The sequence below is a fragment of the Hydrogenimonas urashimensis genome, assembly GCF_016593255.1.
GTDB lineage: Bacteria > Campylobacterota > Campylobacteria > Campylobacterales > Hydrogenimonadaceae > Hydrogenimonas > Hydrogenimonas urashimensis.
Genome location: NZ_AP023212.1, coordinates 824,345 through 841,742, shown reverse-complemented (window position 1 = coordinate 841,742; position 17,398 = coordinate 824,345). Strand labels below are relative to the sequence as shown.

Genomic DNA, 17,398 nt, shown 5'->3' with positions numbered 1-17,398 from the left:
TTACTTGACACCTTCGTTGAGGTCGTGGATCAGGAAGGATCTGCTTTTGTCTTCAGGCCGTCGATAGTCGGGCTTGAAGTTGTTTTTGACAAGCGGTTTGACGTTCGCCTGCGGTACGTGGCACTGGGAACAGTTGAAACGCTGCTGCGCCAGATGGTCCAGTTTTTTCTGTGTGCGGAAATCCATGAAATGGGTCGGCGGAATAGGAGTCGCTTTGACGCTCGGCGCGACATCCGGCATATGGCATCCCAGACATGCGTTATTTTTCTTGGTGATAGGAAGCAGACCGTCGACACTGTGGGGAATGAGCGGCGGTGCGTTTTCATAGGAACGCTCGAATGTTTTTGCCGCACCCGGTGCCGGCCGGTTGAATTCTGCTTTGACCGGCTTTGTCTCTTCTGAGTAAAGATTCTCTTTACGCAGTCCAAGTTCCTCTTCGGTTACGATCGGAGCAGCTTTGCTGTTCAGCTCTTGCTCATCCATTTTAGTCGCACTCTCTCCGCTTTTGCCGGCACAGGCACTAATGCCCAGTACCAACACAGCAGACAGAGCCGTTAGAATCAATTTTTTCATTTGTTGTCTCCTTTGGCTTTGGTAGTTGCAAAATCTCTTAGACTAAACCCGAGCGCATCATCATCGCACACTTCGATACAGCGGGCGCAGTTGACGCATTCACCCATGTTGACGGTCGTGCTCTTTTTTCCGATCATGAACAGGACCTGACTTTCGGGACACACCTCTTTGCATTTCATGCAGAGCGTACAGTTGGGTTCGTTATGGCGTACACGTATCAGACTGAAACGCCCGATCAGCGAATAGAAGCCGCCAAGCGGGCAGATATGTCCGCACCATCCGTTCTTGACCCCGAAGAGATCGAACAGAAAAATCGCCAGCAGTACACCGCCGCTCATGCCCATGCCGAAGATGACACCCCGGTTGAATATCGTAATGGGACTGACAAGTTCGAACGCCGCCAGTCCCGAAAGTGCTGAGACGATAAGGGACAAGCCCAGTACCCAGTATCTGGCATTTCGGCTTACCCACACTTTTCTCTCCACTTTGTCGAGCAGAAGTTTTCGGCGCAGCCAGTTGGCAAGGTCGGTTATCAGGTTGACCGGACAGACCCAGCTGCAAAAAGCCCTGCCGCCGACGATGCCGTAGAAGAGGACAATGATGGCGGCACCGACAAAAACGTCGATGCCCATCATCGCCCCGGCCGAAAGCATCTGCAGTATCGCAAAGGGATCGGCCAGCGGAATAGTGTCAAACAGTACGGATGCGCTGAGTGTTCCTTTCAGAATACTCCATCCGTAGGCGTTTCCCGCGAAATAGAGAAAAAGGAGGCCGATTTGGACGATCCTGCGAAGTATCAGATACCGCATTTTAAAGAGCTTTTTCATTCGTAGAGCTCCTCATCCATATTCAGATACTCCTGCGGTTTCTTTTTGCTCCGCTCGGTTTTCGTCTTCAGGTTTTCCAGACTGCGCTGTTTGATGCGCTCCTGATCCTTTTTGCTCCATCCTTTGACGTAGTAGTCGCCCGGTTTGCCCATGGCGACTTCCCTTGGCAGAACGAATATCGCCGCTTTCTCCGTCACGCAGGCATGCTCGCACAGGCCGCATCCCGTGCAGTGATCCGCATGGACCACCGGCACCAGTTTGGCATGTTTTCCCGTCCGTTCATTCCGTATAAAATCGATCGTTATCGCTTCACCCAGAACGGGGCAGGCGCGGTAGCACGCATCGCACTGGATACCCCAGAATGCGATACACGACTCGTGATCGACCACCGCCAGGCCCATCCTGGCCTTGTTGATATCGAGCTCTTCCTTGCCATCCTTGACGGTCGTCACGCTCTTTTGATCGAGTGCGCCTGTCGGGCAGGGCGGCACACAGGGAATGTCCGTGCACATGTAGCACGGAACATCTCTTGGAATAAAATAGGGTGTACCCATCGGCACGCCGTCACCCGGCTTGGCCATCAAAAGCGTATCGTATGGACAGGCTTCCGCGCACTGTCCGCATTTGATGCAGGTGCGCAGAAAATCCTGCTCCGGCAACGCTGCCGGCGGACGCAGCAAAAGCGGCGAAGCCTTCGCCTCCTCCACATACCCCATCCAGACGATACCGCCCAGCGCCGAGAGTCCGACGCTTTGCGCCATGATGGTCAGAAAACGCCGTCTTTCGGTGATTTTGGGTTTGTTCTCTTTTTTCGGATTTTGAGTGTTCAAAGACTCAATCCACCTTTTTCCATTGAAATTTCAACCCTCTCGAGGTTGGTGATTCGGCCGGGAGCAGCTCTCCCGGCGACGAAGCGGTTTACGCTTTGTATATTTTGACCGCACACTTTTTGTAGTCGGTCTGTTTGGACATCGGACACGTATGGTCGAGGCACACCTTGTTGATGAAGACGCGCTCGTCGAACCAGGGTACGAAGACCAGCCCTCTGGGCGGTCGGTTCCGTCCGCGTGTCTGGATGTGGGCTTTGACTTTGCCGCGTCGACTCTCGATCCAGACGAGATCGCCGTCTTTGAAGCCTTTGGCTTTCGCATCTTTGGGGTTCATGTAGCAGAACGCCTCCGGCATCGCACGGAAGAGTTCGGGAACACGCATTGTCATCGTACCGGAATGCCAGTGTTCGATAACACGACCCGTACAGAGCCAGGTATCGTACTCTTTATCCGGCTGTTCGGTCGGATCCAGATAGGGGCGGAAGAAGATCTTCGCTTTGTTCGGAAGATGAATCTTGCCCGCCTTCGGATCGATTTTCTTGAGGTTACCCCGTTTGATTGTTTTGAGCGCCGGTCCGTAGAAGGCGAACTCTTCTCCCGGTTTCGCATGTTTTCGCGCATACGGGTCGTATTTGACGTTGAAGCGCCAGGGCGTATCTTTTCCGTTGACGACAGGCCAGCGCAGACCGCGTACACGGTGGTAGGTATCGAAATCGGCCAGGTCGTGTCCGTGTCCGATACCGAATTTGCGATACTCTTCCCAGAGCGCTTTTTGGATGAAGAATCCGTATCCTTTGAAGACTTTGCCGTCGCTGCCGACAACGTTGCGGCTGTCGCCGAAAACTTCGGAGTTGTCGAACCCTTCCATGATCGGGTCGTCGGCTTTGAAGCTTCTATAATAGTCGTTGGCGAAGAGAATCTCGAACATCGTTGTGTCCTCTTTGTAGCCCATCTTCTTCGCTTTTTCGATGACGTTGGGCAGCTTTTTGCCGCCTTTGATGGTCCATTCGCCCCACAGGTCTTTGACAGTGAAGCGTTTGGAGAGTTCGACCCACTGCCACGTGTCGCTCATGGCGTCACCGACGGGAAGAACCTGCTGCCGCCAGTGCTGCGTTCGTCGTTCGGCGTTTCCGTAGGCGCCCCATTTTTCGTAGATCATCGCAGAAGGAAGGACCAGGTCGGAGACTTTTGCCGAAATACCCGGGTATCCGTCGGACGTGACGATGAAGACATCTTTTTCGCGCGCCGCTTTGATCCAATGGTTGGCGTTGGCGGAATCGTGGTAGGCGTTGCAGACATTGACCCAGGCGAACTTGATCTTTCCACTTTCGATCTGGCGGTGGATATTCATGATGTGCTGATAACCGACCGGGTTGATCGTACCTTCCGGAATTTTCCAGATTTTTTCCGCGATCTTTCGGTGTTTTGGAATCTTGACCAGCATGTCGGCCGGCAGACGGTGGGTAAAGGTACCGACTTCGCGTGCCGTACCGCAAGCAGAAGGCTGACCGGTCAGCGAGAAAGCTCCCATGCCCGGCTTGGCCTGCTTTCCAAGAAGGAAGTGGACCATATAGGACTGCTCGTTGACCCAGGAACCCCGATAGTGCTGGTTCATACCCATCGTCCAGAAGCTGACCATCTTTCGGCTCTTGTCGATGTAAAGATCACGGAGCGTTTCAAGTTTTTTCTTGAACGATTCGATACTTTCGTCGGGATCGCCTTTTGCAACGCTTGCGACATAGTCGAGTGTGTAGGGCTCGAGGCCTTTTTTGAACTCTTCGAAGCTGATCTCCCAGTGTCCGAGTGCATGGCCGCGGTGAACCATTTTCATGTTGTCGCCCGCTTTGTAGCCCAGCGGTGCGAGACCCGGAGCTTCTCTTTCGGAAACGGTATGATTGGCTTCCTGTTTGATCGTTTCGAGTTCTTTGTCGCTGTAACCCAGTTTTTTCGCTTCGTCGGGCATGCGCATTCCGTAACCTGTCTCGACGAAACCGGTGGCAAAAATGATGTGTTTTTTGACGAAATCCCAGTCGATCACTTCCGGATGGTTGTAGACGATTTCGCGTGCGAGATAGTTCCACATCGCCAGGTCGGAACCCGGTCGGAAGATGATTTCCATATCGGCCAGGTCGGAACATCGGTGTCGATAGGTTGAGATGTTGACGACTTTGACGCGATCGGGATCGGAGAGTTTACGGTCGGTGACGCGCGCCCACAGAATCGGGTGCATTTCCGCCATGTTCGCACCCCAGGTGACGATCGTGTCGGTGATTTCGATGTCGTCGTAACATCCGGACGGTTCGTCGATACCAAATGTCTGGAAGAAACCGACAACCGCCGATGCCATACAGTGGCGAGCGTTGGGGTCGATCGCGTTGGAGCGGAATCCCGCTTTCATCATTTTATGGGCGGCATACCCTTCCTGAATCGTATACTGACCGGATGCGAATACCGCGACCGCTTCCGGACCACCCTCTTTGAGCGCTTTGCGGATATGCTTTTCCATTTCGTCGAAAGCGCGCTTCCAGCTGACAGGGCGGAATTTTCCATGTTTGTCGAAATTGCCCTTTTCATCCATCCGCAGTAGCGGCACGGTCAGACGGTCGGCACCGTACATGATTTTCGCGTTGAAGTATCCTTTGATACAGTTCAGACCGCGATTGACCGGTGCCGCAGGGTCGCCTTTGACGGCAACGATTTTACCGTCTTTGGTTGCAACCATAATACCGCATCCGGTACCACAGAAGCGGCAGACCGCCTTGTCCCATCGCCATCCTGCTTCAGCAGAATTGGCTTCGGCCTCTACTTCGCTAGGAACAGACATCCCCACCGCGCTGGCAGCCGTTGCGGCCGCTGCACTCTTGAGGAAGTCACGTCGTGACATAGATGACATATTTACCTCCTAATAAATTTGCACGTTTCTGGAATCACCAAGCGCCCAGAGCCCAGAAATATTTGATTAAATATTTCTTGAGTCTGGACACTAGGATTCCAACACAAAATAATTCTACAGAAGTCCGCCTGAATTATTCTTGATATTGGTCAATGAAATTGATAAAAGTCAGAAATACAACTAAAGAGACGGTTTAAGAATTTTTAGTGAGCCCGATAGAATGTTTGAAAACGTTGTTTGCAGTGGGAATATTGAGTAAGGTTTTGTTCCAAGAAAAAAAGAGGCAGAATCGATACCGGAACAATAGAAAGCAAACAATCTGAAAAACTGCCCTTATCCGAATAACGAAATTGTTACAGATAGAAGGTTTCAAGCCCCTCTTTGTCCAGAACGATAATTTCGTCTTTTTTCTTTTCGATAAGGCCGAGTGTCGAAAGCTTTTTCAATATGCGCGAAAGCGTTTCGGGAGTCATGTTCAAATCAGCGGCGATCATGCTCTTTTTCAAAGATGAGATTTCATGACCGTGTTCGCAGATGAATTTGGCAACCCGTGCCGTCGAATTCATCACCATGTTGGTGGCAATGACGTTTTCGAGATATTTGATCTTCTTCGAAAGCGATTTGATGAATGCAAAGGAGACTTCCGGATCTTTGAGAAATTCCTTTTCGAAAAGTTCGTAGTTGATCACAAGCGCCCTGCCGTCCGTTTCGAACTCTGCCGAGGCCGGATAACGCATATGTTCGAGATTGACGATTTCGGCGATAACATCGATGGGGAAGAAATGGTGCAAAATCACCTTGTTTCCCTTCTGGTCCGTTTTGTAAACCTGCAGGATGCCATCGATAAGCACGATCATATTTTTTGCTTCGTCACCTTCGAAGAAGAGGATGGTCCCTTTTTTGTATTCGACGATGTTGGAAATCTCCTCGAGCCGGGCAAGCTTCTCTTCACTCATGTGTCTGAAGAGGTAAAATTTTTTCAGTTTTTTCATCATGATTTTCTGTTTCCGTTTTCTTTCATGCAAATTTTAAAAAAAGTCCGATACAAAGGGATAGAAGCACAACTATTGTCAGCATCACCGGCGTGTAGAGTTTCCGGGGAATCGGAAAGCGTGTATCGATCCATTCCGTGATTTTCATGGCAGGAAAAATCATGAAAAAAAGCATCACGATACTGAAAACCAGGGTAAGAATTACATCCAAACTGTTTCCTTAAAACATATAACTGAATGGAAAAGTATAGGGATTTGTGACTGAGAAACAGTTTAGATGACATGAAGCAATTGACATAGGTCAATGTTTGGTTTCCCTATTTTGATAATATTAGTAGATTAATATCGTAGATTCAAGGTGAGGTTAAAAAATGGGAAATTTTTTTTATATTGAAGGTGCCTATCTTATACTGGCTGCAATCATTCTTTTGGTGACACTTTTCGTAACAACACGGCCTTTTATGGGAAAAAATGCCAAAAAAACCGGTTTGACTTCGGTTGCGCTCTTTCTCGCCCTGGCGATCGGCGCGCATTACTGGGTTACCACTACCCGAATGAAAGAGGTGAAAGAGGCTTTCGAAAAGGGGGAGCCGATCATCTGTGAAAGCCGAATGGTGCGCAAAGGAGCACAGTCTTTGATTTTGAAAAAATCCAGCGGATGGAGATTGGAAGGTGACAATTTTGTATCCGATGCCTATGTCCGTCCTTTTTTTGCCGCCCGCTGTATTCCCTACAAAAATCGATAATTTATCCAAACCCCATGTTTTGGGATCCCGGCTGCTTTGATTAAAAAATTCTGAAAATTTCTCTTCATCTTCAAAACAACAAAAAAAACGCATTTTCTTGATGCATGTCAATCCGATCAACGATAAATATTGTCATAATATCTCCATGCCTTATCCGGGTATATTGAAAAGTCACTTTTAAAAAGGACTTTTAAGAAAGGAGTGTCATGGAAACGGTCATCTATATGCCTCAGCTGGCACCGGATGAGTTTTTGGGAATATTCATCGTAGCGACGCTGGTTCTTGTGTTCGGAGTCGGTTATGCTGCGTTGATCACCTTGTCCAAAATGGGGTTTGTTCCCAGGAAATGGCAGCCTTTCGGCTATATATTCTGGATATTGCAGGCTTACAGTTTGTACGATCTTTCGATACGGATTCACAGCAACCCTTTCACGGCAAAAGTACTGACGGTGGCAATGATGATCTATCTCATTGCGCCACATTTGTACTTTTATCTTGTGGAGGAGTCGGAAAAACGCTATGAATCGGCGGAAGATAGTCAACCAATAAATTAAAGGAGGAGTGATGAGCAAGAAGAGTGCTTCGGTCTGGACGAGCATACGGTTCTGGCGTCGTTCGGCTGCATGGGTCACAGGAACGGCGACCGTATTGCTTATCTGGCTGACGTTCAACACGATGGGGCAGATCAGTATGGGAAGCGATGAGGATCTGGCGAAAGGGATTAAAAAGCGTATTCCGGCAGCTTCGGTCATCAACTACCATATTGACTATGTAATGGACGACAAACGTGGTCACGAGGTGCCGGTAATCGGTGAAAAAGAGCCTTTCTTCGGTAAAGAGTGGAGCAATGAAGAGGCTGCGGCGCTTCTGCATCACGGCAAACTGACTGTTCAGGCAAAAAACTGTATGGATTGTCACACACTGCTGGGCAACGGTGCGTATTTTGCGCCAGATCTCACAAAAGCGTGGCTCGATCCGAAATGGAACGACGGCACGATGACCGGAATCACCGGCAAAGAGTCGAAAGAAGAGGCGATGGCGGAATTTTTGATGCATCCCTCGCAATATCCTACGCATGCACGCATGATGCCGAATCTCGGGATTACAAAAGATGAAGCAATCGCAGTCGTAGCATTTCTCAAACATATGAGTGCGATTGATACCAATGGTTTCCCTCGCAACTTCTCCCAGAATGCGAAACGTTTAGCAGGAGGTACACATGCTCACTAGTGCTCATTTGAAATATGAATCGCAAAAACTGGCGATGAACTATTTTCGTGTGGCGCTTGTCCTTTTCGGCGCACAGCTGCTGATGGGACTGATAGCTGCCATTCAATTTCTCTATCCGGGTTTTCTGTTTGAACTGTTCGATTTCAACGTAGCGCGTATGGTGCATATCAACGCGTTGGTTGTCTGGATGCTTTATGCCATGATCGGTTCAGTCTATTATATGATACCCGATGAAACGGGTGAAGAAGCCGTGGCAATCGGCCTTGGCAAACTTGCCTTCTGGGTATTGACGGCAGCCGTAACCGTAGTGGTTCTTGTCTATATTTTCATTCAGGTCGGACCGGGCAACGAGTCGACCATCTGGTTCATCAACGAAGGACGTGAATATATCGAAGCACCCCGCTGGGCGGATATCGGTATTGTCGTCGTCGTATTGATTTTCTACTGGAATGTCTTCGCCACCTTTATGAAAGGCAAAAAAACGGGCATCATGACCGTTATGGTCGCGGACCTCTTCGCACTGGCCGGCCTTTATCTGTGCGGTATGTTCTTTACCGACAACATCTCCATGGATCAGTACTGGTGGTGGTGGGTTATCCACCTGTGGGTCGAGGCGACCTGGGAAGTTTTCGTCGGTTCACTGGCGGCCTACGGACTGATCAAAATCCTTGGAGCGAAACGCGAAATCGTCGAGATGTGGCTCTGGATCGAAGTATTGATGCTGTTTGGTTCCGGTATCCTCGGTCTTGGACACCACTACTTCTGGATCGGAACACCCGAATACTGGTGGGAGATCGGTGCGCTCTTCTCCGCACTCGAGCCTGTGCCGCTGGTCGCGATGTTCGTCCATGTCCTCTACGACTGGGGTAAAGAGCAGGGCCACTGTGAAGCGGGTCAGACCGGACATGCCGTCAACAACACACCTGCGATGGGATGGATCGCGCTCAACGCATTCGGTAACTTCCTGGGTGCCGGTATCTGGGGCTTCTTCCATACATTGCCGCAGGTCAATATCTATACCCACGGCACACAGTTCACGGCAGCGCACGGCCACCTGGCCTTCTTCGGCGCCTACGCGACGATCCTGATCGGTATGATGTACCTGGGTGTCCAGGGCTCCTACGGCATCAAGAAAATGACGATGACATTCAAAAGTAAAATGGCGATCGTTCTGGTGACCTTCGGTGTTCTGGGTATGACTGTTGCGCTGACCATAGCCGGTTACGAACAGGTCCTTGTCGAACGCGCCGATCTCGGCGGCGGATGGGATGCCTACTTCGTTGCCCAGGAGCTGCCTTGGATGCTGCAGGCCCAGGCATGGCGTCTGGTTATGGGGCTGGTCACTTTCATCGGATTCGTCTATCTGGCATGGGATCTTTTGACCATCGGTGCCGTTGAATCGGCCGAAGAGAAGAGTGAGGCGGTCGCTGCCGCAGCGGCCTGATCGCAAGGAAGGGGCAACTCTTCCTTACGATTTATATTTAATATAAGAATGAAAGGAGTATACTATGTGGAGTACATGCTCTGACATTGCATGTGGCAACTTTTTCGCATGGTTGAATCAGGGTCCGTTGACATTGACCATCTTTTTGCATACGGTTCTGATTATTCCCATGTTCTTCATCTACTTCCAGGAAAAGAAAAAACTGGAAGAGGGAAGATAGTAGCCGGAGGGTGAGTGGTAAGGTGAGTCGCATGGCTCCGTTTTTGAGGGGAGGAAATCTCAAAACGAAGGAGAAAATATGAAGATTGCAAAACTTCTTGGTATGGCTGCCGCTGTTTCCATGGTGACCGGTTCACTGTATGCCGGTACATCGAAAATGGACTTTGCCAAAACCTACGAAAAAGAGTGTCAGGGATGTCACGGTCCGATCCACCAGGGTGGTGTCGGTTCCGACCTTCGTCCCAAGGCGCTGAAAAAGAAAAATGCCCAGATGCTTGCCGACACGATCCTGAACGGGCGTGAAGGTACGGCGATGCCTTCATGGAAGCATATGTTCAGCCGAGACGATGCGGCAGGCATGGTCGATTGGCTCATGAACTGGAAAAACACAGTCGAGCTCAAACTCTCTCTTGATGAAGTCAAAAAGACGTGGAAAAAACTGGCTGACCGGGATGCGCTCTACAAGAAGTATCCGAAACCGGTCGATGTCAAAGATGTCAAAGATATCGTTTTCGCCACAGAGCGTGACGCTTCACTGGTCGACTTTATCGACGGTACGACCGGAAAAGTGCTTTCACGCCATAAAGCGGGATTTGCGGTTCACGTTACGGTGACCAACAAGCGTATGCCCCGCTACGCCTATTCCATCAGCCGATCCGGCCGTTTGACGATGTTCGACCTCAACGCTCCGGGTCAGCCTGCTATCGCGAGTGTACAGGTAGGACAGGAGTCCCGCGGTCTGGCAGTTTCTCCCGATGGCAAATATGTGATGGCCGGTGATTACAATCCGGGCGGTGCGGTACTTTGTGACGCCAAAACGCTTGAACCGCTCAAAGTTTACCCGACTTCCAGCGTTATCGATCCGGATGGCAACATCGGCCCGAGCCGTGTCGCCTATATTGCGGATACGCCCTATGCGCCCTATTTCAGCTTCGCTCTTAAAGATGCCGGACACGTCTACATCGTAGACTACAGCAAACCCGATTTCCCGATTGTCGGAGATATTCCCAATATCGGTAAAATTCTGCATGATGCGTTCGAAAACGAAGGTGTCGATTATGGACGGTTCGTTTACGTCGCATCCCAGGGAAGCGACCTGATGGGCGTCATCGACCTCAAAACGAAAAAACTGGCAGCCAAGATCTATACAGGACCTGGCACAAAACCGCACCCGGGACAGGGAAGTTCCTGGCATAATGACAAGTACGGCCAGCTCAATGCGACAAACAGCATGAATGTCGGTAATGTCGTTATCTGGAACATGAACAACGAAGTCGTGGCCAACGTGCCGACTGCGGGCGGCGGTCTCTTTGTCGGTACAAGCAAAGATACACCCTATATCTGGTCAGACTGTGTACTTGGCGGACCGGCCAATTACAACAAAGTCTATCTGATCAACAAACAGACACTCAAAACCGACCGCATCATTGAAGTCGGCAAGAAAAAAGGCCACCTGATCGATGCCCATACCGGCAAAATTCTGCAGACATGGGATGCAACGCAGTATCAGACTGTCAAGGGTAAAGAAAAGGCATCCAAGCTTTCCAAAGAGAAGCTTGTGACCTATACACCCAAAAAAGGCAAAAAGGTCAAGCATCCGGTTCAGCCGAGGCTGCTGCATGCCGAACCTGCCAACCATGGCAAATGGACATTCATTTCCGAGTGGACAACCGGCCGTATCGGTATCTATGATGCCAAAACAGGCAAGTTCATCAAGTATATCTACAATATGACGACGCCTACCTTCACCTATTCTGTCGAACACCGACAGGAGATTCCGGGCGCGTAATCGTCCCTTCGTCTCCCCCGACGGGGGAGACTTCTGCGAGAAGAAGATACATCCCATCCTTTAGAGGATCGACAATGAAAAAAACAGTATTGTTGGTCGTCATTGCTCCACTTTTGTATGCAGTCTACCTTACAAACAAATCATGCAAAGAGTGCCATGAAGAGATTTATGACGAATATGAACACTCGTATCATTCGAAAACCTATTTCAATGACGAACTGCATAGAAAAGTGGCAGACAGAGCAAGCATGAAAAAATATGACTGCGGTGCCTGTCATATGCCTGCGGCCACCAATATCGATGCGATGGATCAGGGAAAGGCCAGGCCCAATCCCATTCATCAGGAACAAAAAGACGCCATATCATGTTTCTATTGTCATGAGATCGCCTACGTCAAAAAGGCCCATAAAAGAAACATTATCGTTCTGGCAAAACAGGCCGCGGGATACAAACCCACACTGTACGGCTCGCTTGAAAATCCGGATGAAAGCGACAAGCATGCCATGGTAAAGAGTCCGATATACGACCGCTATGTCTGTATGGGATGCCATTCACACAAATACAATGATCATGACCTATTAATTTTCCAAGGTATGGACGAAAAGCAAGAGAGCAAAGAGTGTATCAAATGCCACATGCCGTACGTTCGCGGCGGAGTCGAGAAAATGAACAAACGCGCACGGACAAAACACCGAAGCCACAGGTTTCCCGGTATCCACAGCAGGCAGATGCGCGAAAAGAGCGTGGAGATGAATGTGACCGCATCCGCGGGAGGCGATGAAATTGTAATCAAGATCACCAACCAGATGGCACATCCGTTGATTATCCAGGCCGCAAGAATGAAGTATCTCGATATCAGTATCATGCGAAACGGCAAGACAATATGGAGAAATTTCAAAAAGAGTCCGTATGAGGACAGTAAGGGCTGTTTTGTCATAGAATTCACCGGCAAAGATGGCGAGCCTGTTGTGATACCCTCGAAAGCTTACGGCTACGGTTTTAAAAACAATTTACGTGCAAAAGAGAGCAGAAGTCTCCATTATAAAGTTTCTTCTTTGAAGAGAGATGATAAAATCATCGTTTCAATGTGGGCATACTTGACAAAACCAAGTTGCTGGGACACTTTGCAGTTGAAAGAAAAAAGTTTAATGGAGCCCTATCTCATGAAAAAGATTGTCTATGAGGTCAAATAGAATGAAAATTTTCGGATCGGCCGTACCGGTGCTGCTGCTGCTCGTTGCTCCTGCTGTGATGAATGCAGAAAACCACAAGAGGGGTGAAAAGCTTTTCAAAGCCTACTGCTGGGGATGCCACCACCAGACTGCCGAAGCCTTTGGACCGTCATTCAAAACCATTGCGAACAAGCGTGATCGCAGTGAGATCATCGCCCAAATCGCCGATCCGGATCATACCTACAGGCAGCTTGGCTATACAAGAAATTCAATGCCTGCCTTTGACGATTTGAACGCTTCGCAGCTTGAAGCGCTCACAGACTACATTATGCAATTCAAGGATAAAAAATGAAAAGAGTCGTCCATCTGATTGTCACTTCGCTGCTTTTTGCTGCCGCAACGGTGACGGCGGGAGAGAAGATATTCGTTGTCGAGAGGGAAAATTCGGCTCTCGCGGTTATCAAGCACAACCTCGTTTGGGACGAGATCAAGAATATGCACAACTTCAACCATGCTGTCGTAAAATTTCGGGACAATGACGGCTATGTGATCACCCGCGACGGTTATGTCATAAAATTCGATCCTATCAACGACAAAAAGGTCAAAGAGTACAAAACATCCGAAAGTGCGATCGGTTTCATCGTGGGAGACAACTATGTCGCAGTGGCCAATTACGACAATAAAACGGTCGAAATACTCGACCGCGATCTCAATCCGCTGCAGACGATCAAAACAGGCAGCCGGAATGTCGGCATCAAAGAGTATGGCGACAAACTGATTTTCGCATGTATGGACAGTGACGAAATCTGGGTGATGCATGACGAAAACGCCGGCAAGAAAAAACCTCATTTCGTGCTCGAAAAAAAGGTGACAAACATAGGCAAAGTCCCTTTCGATGCGATGATCGACAAAAATCTCTATGTTGTCGGCCTCTTCAACTCTCCCGATATCGGCGTATTGAATCTCGATACGATGGAGTATCGCAAAGTGCCTTTGAAACTGGGCAAAAAGGAGCGTATACTGAAAGTGCCCCACTTTGGTTTCTGGAGCATCAGCGGCGATTATTTCTTCATTCCGGCAGTGGGCAACAGGAAGGTTTTTGTTTTCGATCACAAATTCAATCCGATAACCTCCATCGATGTCAAGGGAAATCCGGTATTTACGGCGCTGAGCCCCGACAAAAAGTGGCTTGCCGTATCGTTTAGCGGCAAAGATTTCCCGTATGTACAGATCATCGATGCCAAAACCTTTGAAATCGCCCGTACTCTAAAGTTCCCCGGATGGATTTTGCACCTTCGCTGGTCGAATGACACCCCGCATCTTTATTTCAGTGTCAACACGAAGGATGAAGTGCTCGCCTACAACGTCTCCGATCCGGATCCGAAAAAGTGGTGGAAGCATTATATGTGGCCGGTTCCGAAACCGTCAGGCATATTTCTTTTTGAAGCACCCGATGAGCCGGCACCCAAGATACGAAAAGTGAGTCATTGACGTGTTTCGTCTCTCCAATCTCATCAAGTCGGTGACAGAAGGGAAAAAAGAGCGCTCCCTGAACGGGAGCATCGCCATCTGGAATTTCACCAACCGATGCAATCTCGCCTGTCACCATTGCTACAGCTATGCCGATCCCAATTCGGAAGATTTCCTGACGACGGAGTTCATACTGGGGGCCATTGCCGAGTTGAAGAGGGCAGGAATACGATTCGTCATTTTCAGCGGCGGCGAACCGCTGATTCGTCGGGACATCTTTCAGATTGCCGAAGCGATGCGCGAGCAGGGTATCGTTACCTATCTCTCGACCAATGGCCTTTATGTCACTGAAAAGAATGTGGACCGCATTATCGGCACGTTCAATTACATCGGCATCAGTATCGACGGCATCGAAGAGGTGCATGACCGTTTCAGGGGTCTGGAAGGGGCGTACAGAAAAAGCCTGGATGCCATCGACCTCATCCAGAAACATGGCGGCAATGCGGGCATCCGTTTCACGATCACCGACGAGACGAAAGAGAATCTTTATGACATTTTCGACCTGGCCGAGAATATCGGGGTGGACAAAATCTACATCTCCCATCTGGTCTACAGCGGCCGGGGACTCGACAATCTCAAAATCGACATCTCCAAAGAGGAGCGGCGGAAATTCGTCGAATTCATCATCGACAAGGCGTTTGCTTACCATGAAGAGGGGCGCGACATCGATGTCGTCACGGGCAACATGGAGATGGATGCCATTTTGTTTCTGGAGAAGTTTTCGCAAAAATACCCCCAAATGCGTGACGAGATGCTCAGGCGCCTGCGAAACTGGGGGGGCAACAGCGCCGGACGCAAACTGGTCAACATCGACTGGATGGGACATGTCAAACCCGACCCCTTCTTCCCCGTCACTATCGGCAACATAACCGAACGCCCCTTTGATGAGATATGGCTGGATAAAGAGAACGAACTGCTCACCAAACTGCGGGAACATCCCAGAAAACTGAGCGGAAAATGTGCCGACTGCGGCGTCATCGACATCTGCAACGGCGGCAGTCGCAGCCGCGCCTGGGCGATTCACGGCGACCTGTGGGCGGAAGACCCGTCTTGCTATCTCACGGAAAGTGAGAGGTCAGAAAAGTTAAAAACTAAAAACTAAAAATTGTTGTGAACTGCTACGCAGACATTGATTAAAATTACTCTTTTTAAAAATAAAGAGAAACGTAGCGCCTTTTCCTCAAATTTTAGTTTTTAGTTGAAAAAGCATTCGCTGTAAGAAGGAAAGAAATGGGAAAAGTTTATTTGACTGGTGCCGGCCCCGGCGATATCGATCTGCTGACGGTCAAGGCGCTGCGCGTGGTGCGCGAAGCCGATGTCATCATCTACGATCGTCTGGCCAATCCCGACATTCTCAAAGAGGCGAAGCCGGAGTGCGAATTTGTCTATGTGGGCAAAGAGGATGGCCGGCATACGCTGCCGCAGGATCAAATCAACGAAGTGATCTATCAGAACGCTTTGAAACATGAAAAGGTCGTCCGACTCAAAGGGGGTGATCCGCTGGTGTTCGGCCGGGGCGGCGAAGAGGCGAAGTATCTCAAAGAGCGGGGGATTCCTTTCGAATTCATTCCGGGTGTCACGTCGGCCATTTCGGTCCCCGCCTATGCGGGAATTCCCGTGACCCATCGCGGGGTGGCAGTGTCTTTCAAAGTCGTGACAGGCCATGAGGCACCCAACAAGGAACACTCCCAGGTCGACTGGGAAGCGATGCGAGCGGACGAGACGATTGTTTTTCTGATGGGACTCCACAATCTTCCCAATATCGCCAAAAATCTTATCCGTATCGGCAGGTCGGCCGAAACTCCCGTGGCGGTCATCAGCAAGGGGACGACGCCTGAACAAAAGAGTGTTGTCGGAACACTGGAGACCATCGCGAAAAAGGTCAAGGAGGCCGGAATCAAAACCCCGGCGCTTATCGTCGTGGGCAATGTCGTGAATCTCAAAGACGATTTGGAGTGGGTTGACGAAAGTCATTGATTTTTTCGTCACGATGGGTTAATTTCATAGCAAAGGAGTCGCTATGAAAACCCATGCTACGGTACTGTTTATCTCTTTCATCGTCTTCACTCTCTACTTCAAGGGTTTTTTCATTCCTGAACCTTCCAGCCATACCCGGATACCGGAAGCCAAGGAGCTGCGAGCCAAAGCGCTTCGACGCGGCCTTGCGCCCGTGCCGGCTTCATGGGCGCAAGCATCCGTTTATGTAGGCAATCCGGACAACCCTTTGACGGCCGAAAAGATCGCACTGGGAGAACGGCTCTATTTCGATCCGATCCTCTCGAAGGATCAAACCATCAACTGCGCATCGTGCCATATTCTCGAAGACGGCGGTGACGACAACCGCCCCACCGCCATCGGCTATCACAACCAGCCCAATCCCAAACATCTCAACTCCCCCACGGTCCTCAATGCCGCACTGGCAAAGCGGGAGTTCTGGGACGGCAGGAGTCCCGATGTGGAGGATCAGGCCAAGGGACCCATTCAAGCGCCTTTCGAGATGGCAATGACGCCACAGGAGGTCGTTTCTCGGCTGAAAAAGCGCCCCGATTACGTAAAGATGTTCCAATCCGTCTTCCCGAAAGAGGGGATCACATTCGATACGGTGACCAAAGCGATAGGCGCCTACGAACGGACGCTCCTGACGCGCGGTGCTTTCGATCGGTTTCTCGAGGGGGATGACGATGCCATCTCCAAGAAGGCCAAAGCGGGCCTGAACCTTTTTATGAGAATCGGATGCAAAGGGTGCCACACCGGTATGAGTGTGGGCGGTCAGAGCCTGCAACACTTCCCGTTGCGGCGTTACAACAGTATACTGGTACCCAAATCGGTCATCGTCAACGGCAAGCGCTATTTCGCCGGTTTCGACTGGCAGAAACCCAGGGGGGACGAACCCTATCCGTTCGACGATATCGGAGGATTCCACGGTGCCAACGGTCAGTTCCTTTTCCGTGTTCCCATTCTTCGCAACGTGACACGGACTGCGCCCTATTTCCATAACGGATCGATCAAGAGGATCGAAGAGGCGGTGCGCATCATGGCACGGCATCAGCTCGGTTTGACACTGACGAAGAAACAGATTGACGAAATTGTCGCATTTTTGAAAACGTTGGAGGGGGATCCGGTGGGGTATGAGATCTATTAGAGAGTGAGAGT

17 protein-coding genes are annotated in these 17,398 nt (G+C 50.1%); 11 read left to right on the top strand and 6 right to left on the bottom strand.

What is annotated here, in order from left to right; all coding sequences use genetic code 11:
- The 6 genes from JMG82_RS04185 to JMG82_RS04160 form a co-directional block, all read right to left on the bottom strand.
- Positions 1-573, bottom strand: coding sequence for a nitrate reductase cytochrome c-type subunit (locus JMG82_RS04185; RefSeq protein ID WP_236579188.1), 573 nt, complete (start codon positions 571-573; stop codon positions 1-3).
- A complete protein-coding gene (gene napH, locus JMG82_RS04180; protein WP_201353674.1) occupies positions 570-1,400 on the bottom strand; it encodes a quinol dehydrogenase ferredoxin subunit NapH in 831 nt (276 codons plus the stop codon). The genes JMG82_RS04185 and napH overlap by 4 nt, the downstream gene beginning before the upstream one ends.
- Complete coding sequence (gene napG / locus JMG82_RS04175) at positions 1,397-2,230, bottom strand: ferredoxin-type protein NapG (protein WP_201353673.1); 834 nt, start codon at positions 2,228-2,230, stop codon at positions 1,397-1,399. The genes napH and napG overlap by 4 nt, the downstream gene beginning before the upstream one ends.
- Positions 2,231-2,318: 88 nt before the next feature.
- Positions 2,319-5,123: a nitrate reductase catalytic subunit NapA gene (napA, locus tag JMG82_RS04170; RefSeq protein ID WP_201353672.1), complete on the bottom strand. Its 2,805-nt coding sequence runs from the start codon at positions 5,121-5,123 to the stop codon at positions 2,319-2,321.
- 353 nt (positions 5,124-5,476) lie between these two features.
- Positions 5,477-6,118 carry a Crp/Fnr family transcriptional regulator gene (locus JMG82_RS04165; RefSeq protein WP_236579187.1) on the bottom strand — a complete coding sequence of 214 codons (642 nt, stop codon included), beginning with the start codon at positions 6,116-6,118 and terminating at the stop codon, positions 5,477-5,479.
- A gap of 22 nt (positions 6,119-6,140) precedes the next feature.
- Positions 6,141-6,326, bottom strand: coding sequence for a hypothetical protein (locus JMG82_RS04160; RefSeq protein WP_201353670.1), 186 nt, complete (start codon positions 6,324-6,326; stop codon positions 6,141-6,143).
- Between the two features lie 160 nt (positions 6,327-6,486).
- Between JMG82_RS04160 and JMG82_RS04155 the strand changes: the two genes are divergently transcribed.
- The 11 genes from JMG82_RS04155 to JMG82_RS04105 all read left to right on the top strand — a co-directional run bounded on the left by JMG82_RS04155 (position 6,487) and on the right by JMG82_RS04105 (position 17,387).
- The gene (locus JMG82_RS04155) at positions 6,487-6,861 is read left to right on the top strand and encodes a hypothetical protein (protein WP_201353669.1); all 375 of its coding nucleotides are present in this window, start codon (positions 6,487-6,489) and stop codon (positions 6,859-6,861) included.
- A 206-nt stretch (positions 6,862-7,067) separates the two neighbouring features.
- Positions 7,068-7,415, top strand: a complete 348-nt coding sequence (locus JMG82_RS04150) for a hypothetical protein (protein ID WP_201353668.1) — start codon at positions 7,068-7,070, stop codon at positions 7,413-7,415.
- A 10-nt stretch (positions 7,416-7,425) separates the two neighbouring features.
- A complete protein-coding gene (locus tag JMG82_RS04145; RefSeq protein WP_201353667.1) occupies positions 7,426-8,091 on the top strand; it encodes a c-type cytochrome in 666 nt (221 codons plus the stop codon).
- The gene (locus tag JMG82_RS04140; protein ID WP_201353666.1) at positions 8,081-9,535 is read left to right on the top strand and encodes a cbb3-type cytochrome c oxidase subunit I; all 1,455 of its coding nucleotides are present in this window, start codon (positions 8,081-8,083) and stop codon (positions 9,533-9,535) included. Before JMG82_RS04145 ends, JMG82_RS04140 begins: the two co-directional genes overlap by 11 nt.
- Positions 9,536-9,833: 298 nt before the next feature.
- Positions 9,834-11,543, top strand: a complete 1,710-nt coding sequence (locus JMG82_RS04135) for a nitrite reductase (RefSeq protein ID WP_201353665.1) — start codon at positions 9,834-9,836, stop codon at positions 11,541-11,543.
- 74 nt (positions 11,544-11,617) lie between these two features.
- A complete protein-coding gene (locus JMG82_RS04130) occupies positions 11,618-12,736 on the top strand; it encodes a multiheme c-type cytochrome (protein ID WP_201353664.1) in 1,119 nt (372 codons plus the stop codon).
- Between the two features lies 1 nt (position 12,737).
- Entirely contained in the window at positions 12,738-13,067 is a 330-nt protein-coding gene (locus JMG82_RS04125) for a c-type cytochrome (RefSeq protein ID WP_236579186.1), read from the top strand.
- On the top strand, positions 13,064-14,206 hold the full coding sequence (locus JMG82_RS04120) for a cytochrome D1 domain-containing protein (RefSeq protein WP_201353663.1): 1,143 nt from the start codon (positions 13,064-13,066) through the stop codon (positions 14,204-14,206). Before JMG82_RS04125 ends, JMG82_RS04120 begins: the two co-directional genes overlap by 4 nt.
- Before the next feature lies 1 nt (position 14,207).
- On the top strand, positions 14,208-15,347 hold the full coding sequence (locus JMG82_RS04115) for a radical SAM/SPASM domain-containing protein (RefSeq protein ID WP_201353662.1): 1,140 nt from the start codon (positions 14,208-14,210) through the stop codon (positions 15,345-15,347).
- 128 nt (positions 15,348-15,475) lie between these two features.
- Positions 15,476-16,222: a uroporphyrinogen-III C-methyltransferase gene (gene cobA / locus JMG82_RS04110; RefSeq protein ID WP_201353661.1), complete on the top strand. Its 747-nt coding sequence runs from the start codon at positions 15,476-15,478 to the stop codon at positions 16,220-16,222.
- A 43-nt stretch (positions 16,223-16,265) separates the two neighbouring features.
- A complete protein-coding gene (locus tag JMG82_RS04105) occupies positions 16,266-17,387 on the top strand; it encodes a cytochrome-c peroxidase (RefSeq protein ID WP_201353660.1) in 1,122 nt (373 codons plus the stop codon).
- Positions 17,388-17,398: the final 11 nt, after the last annotated feature.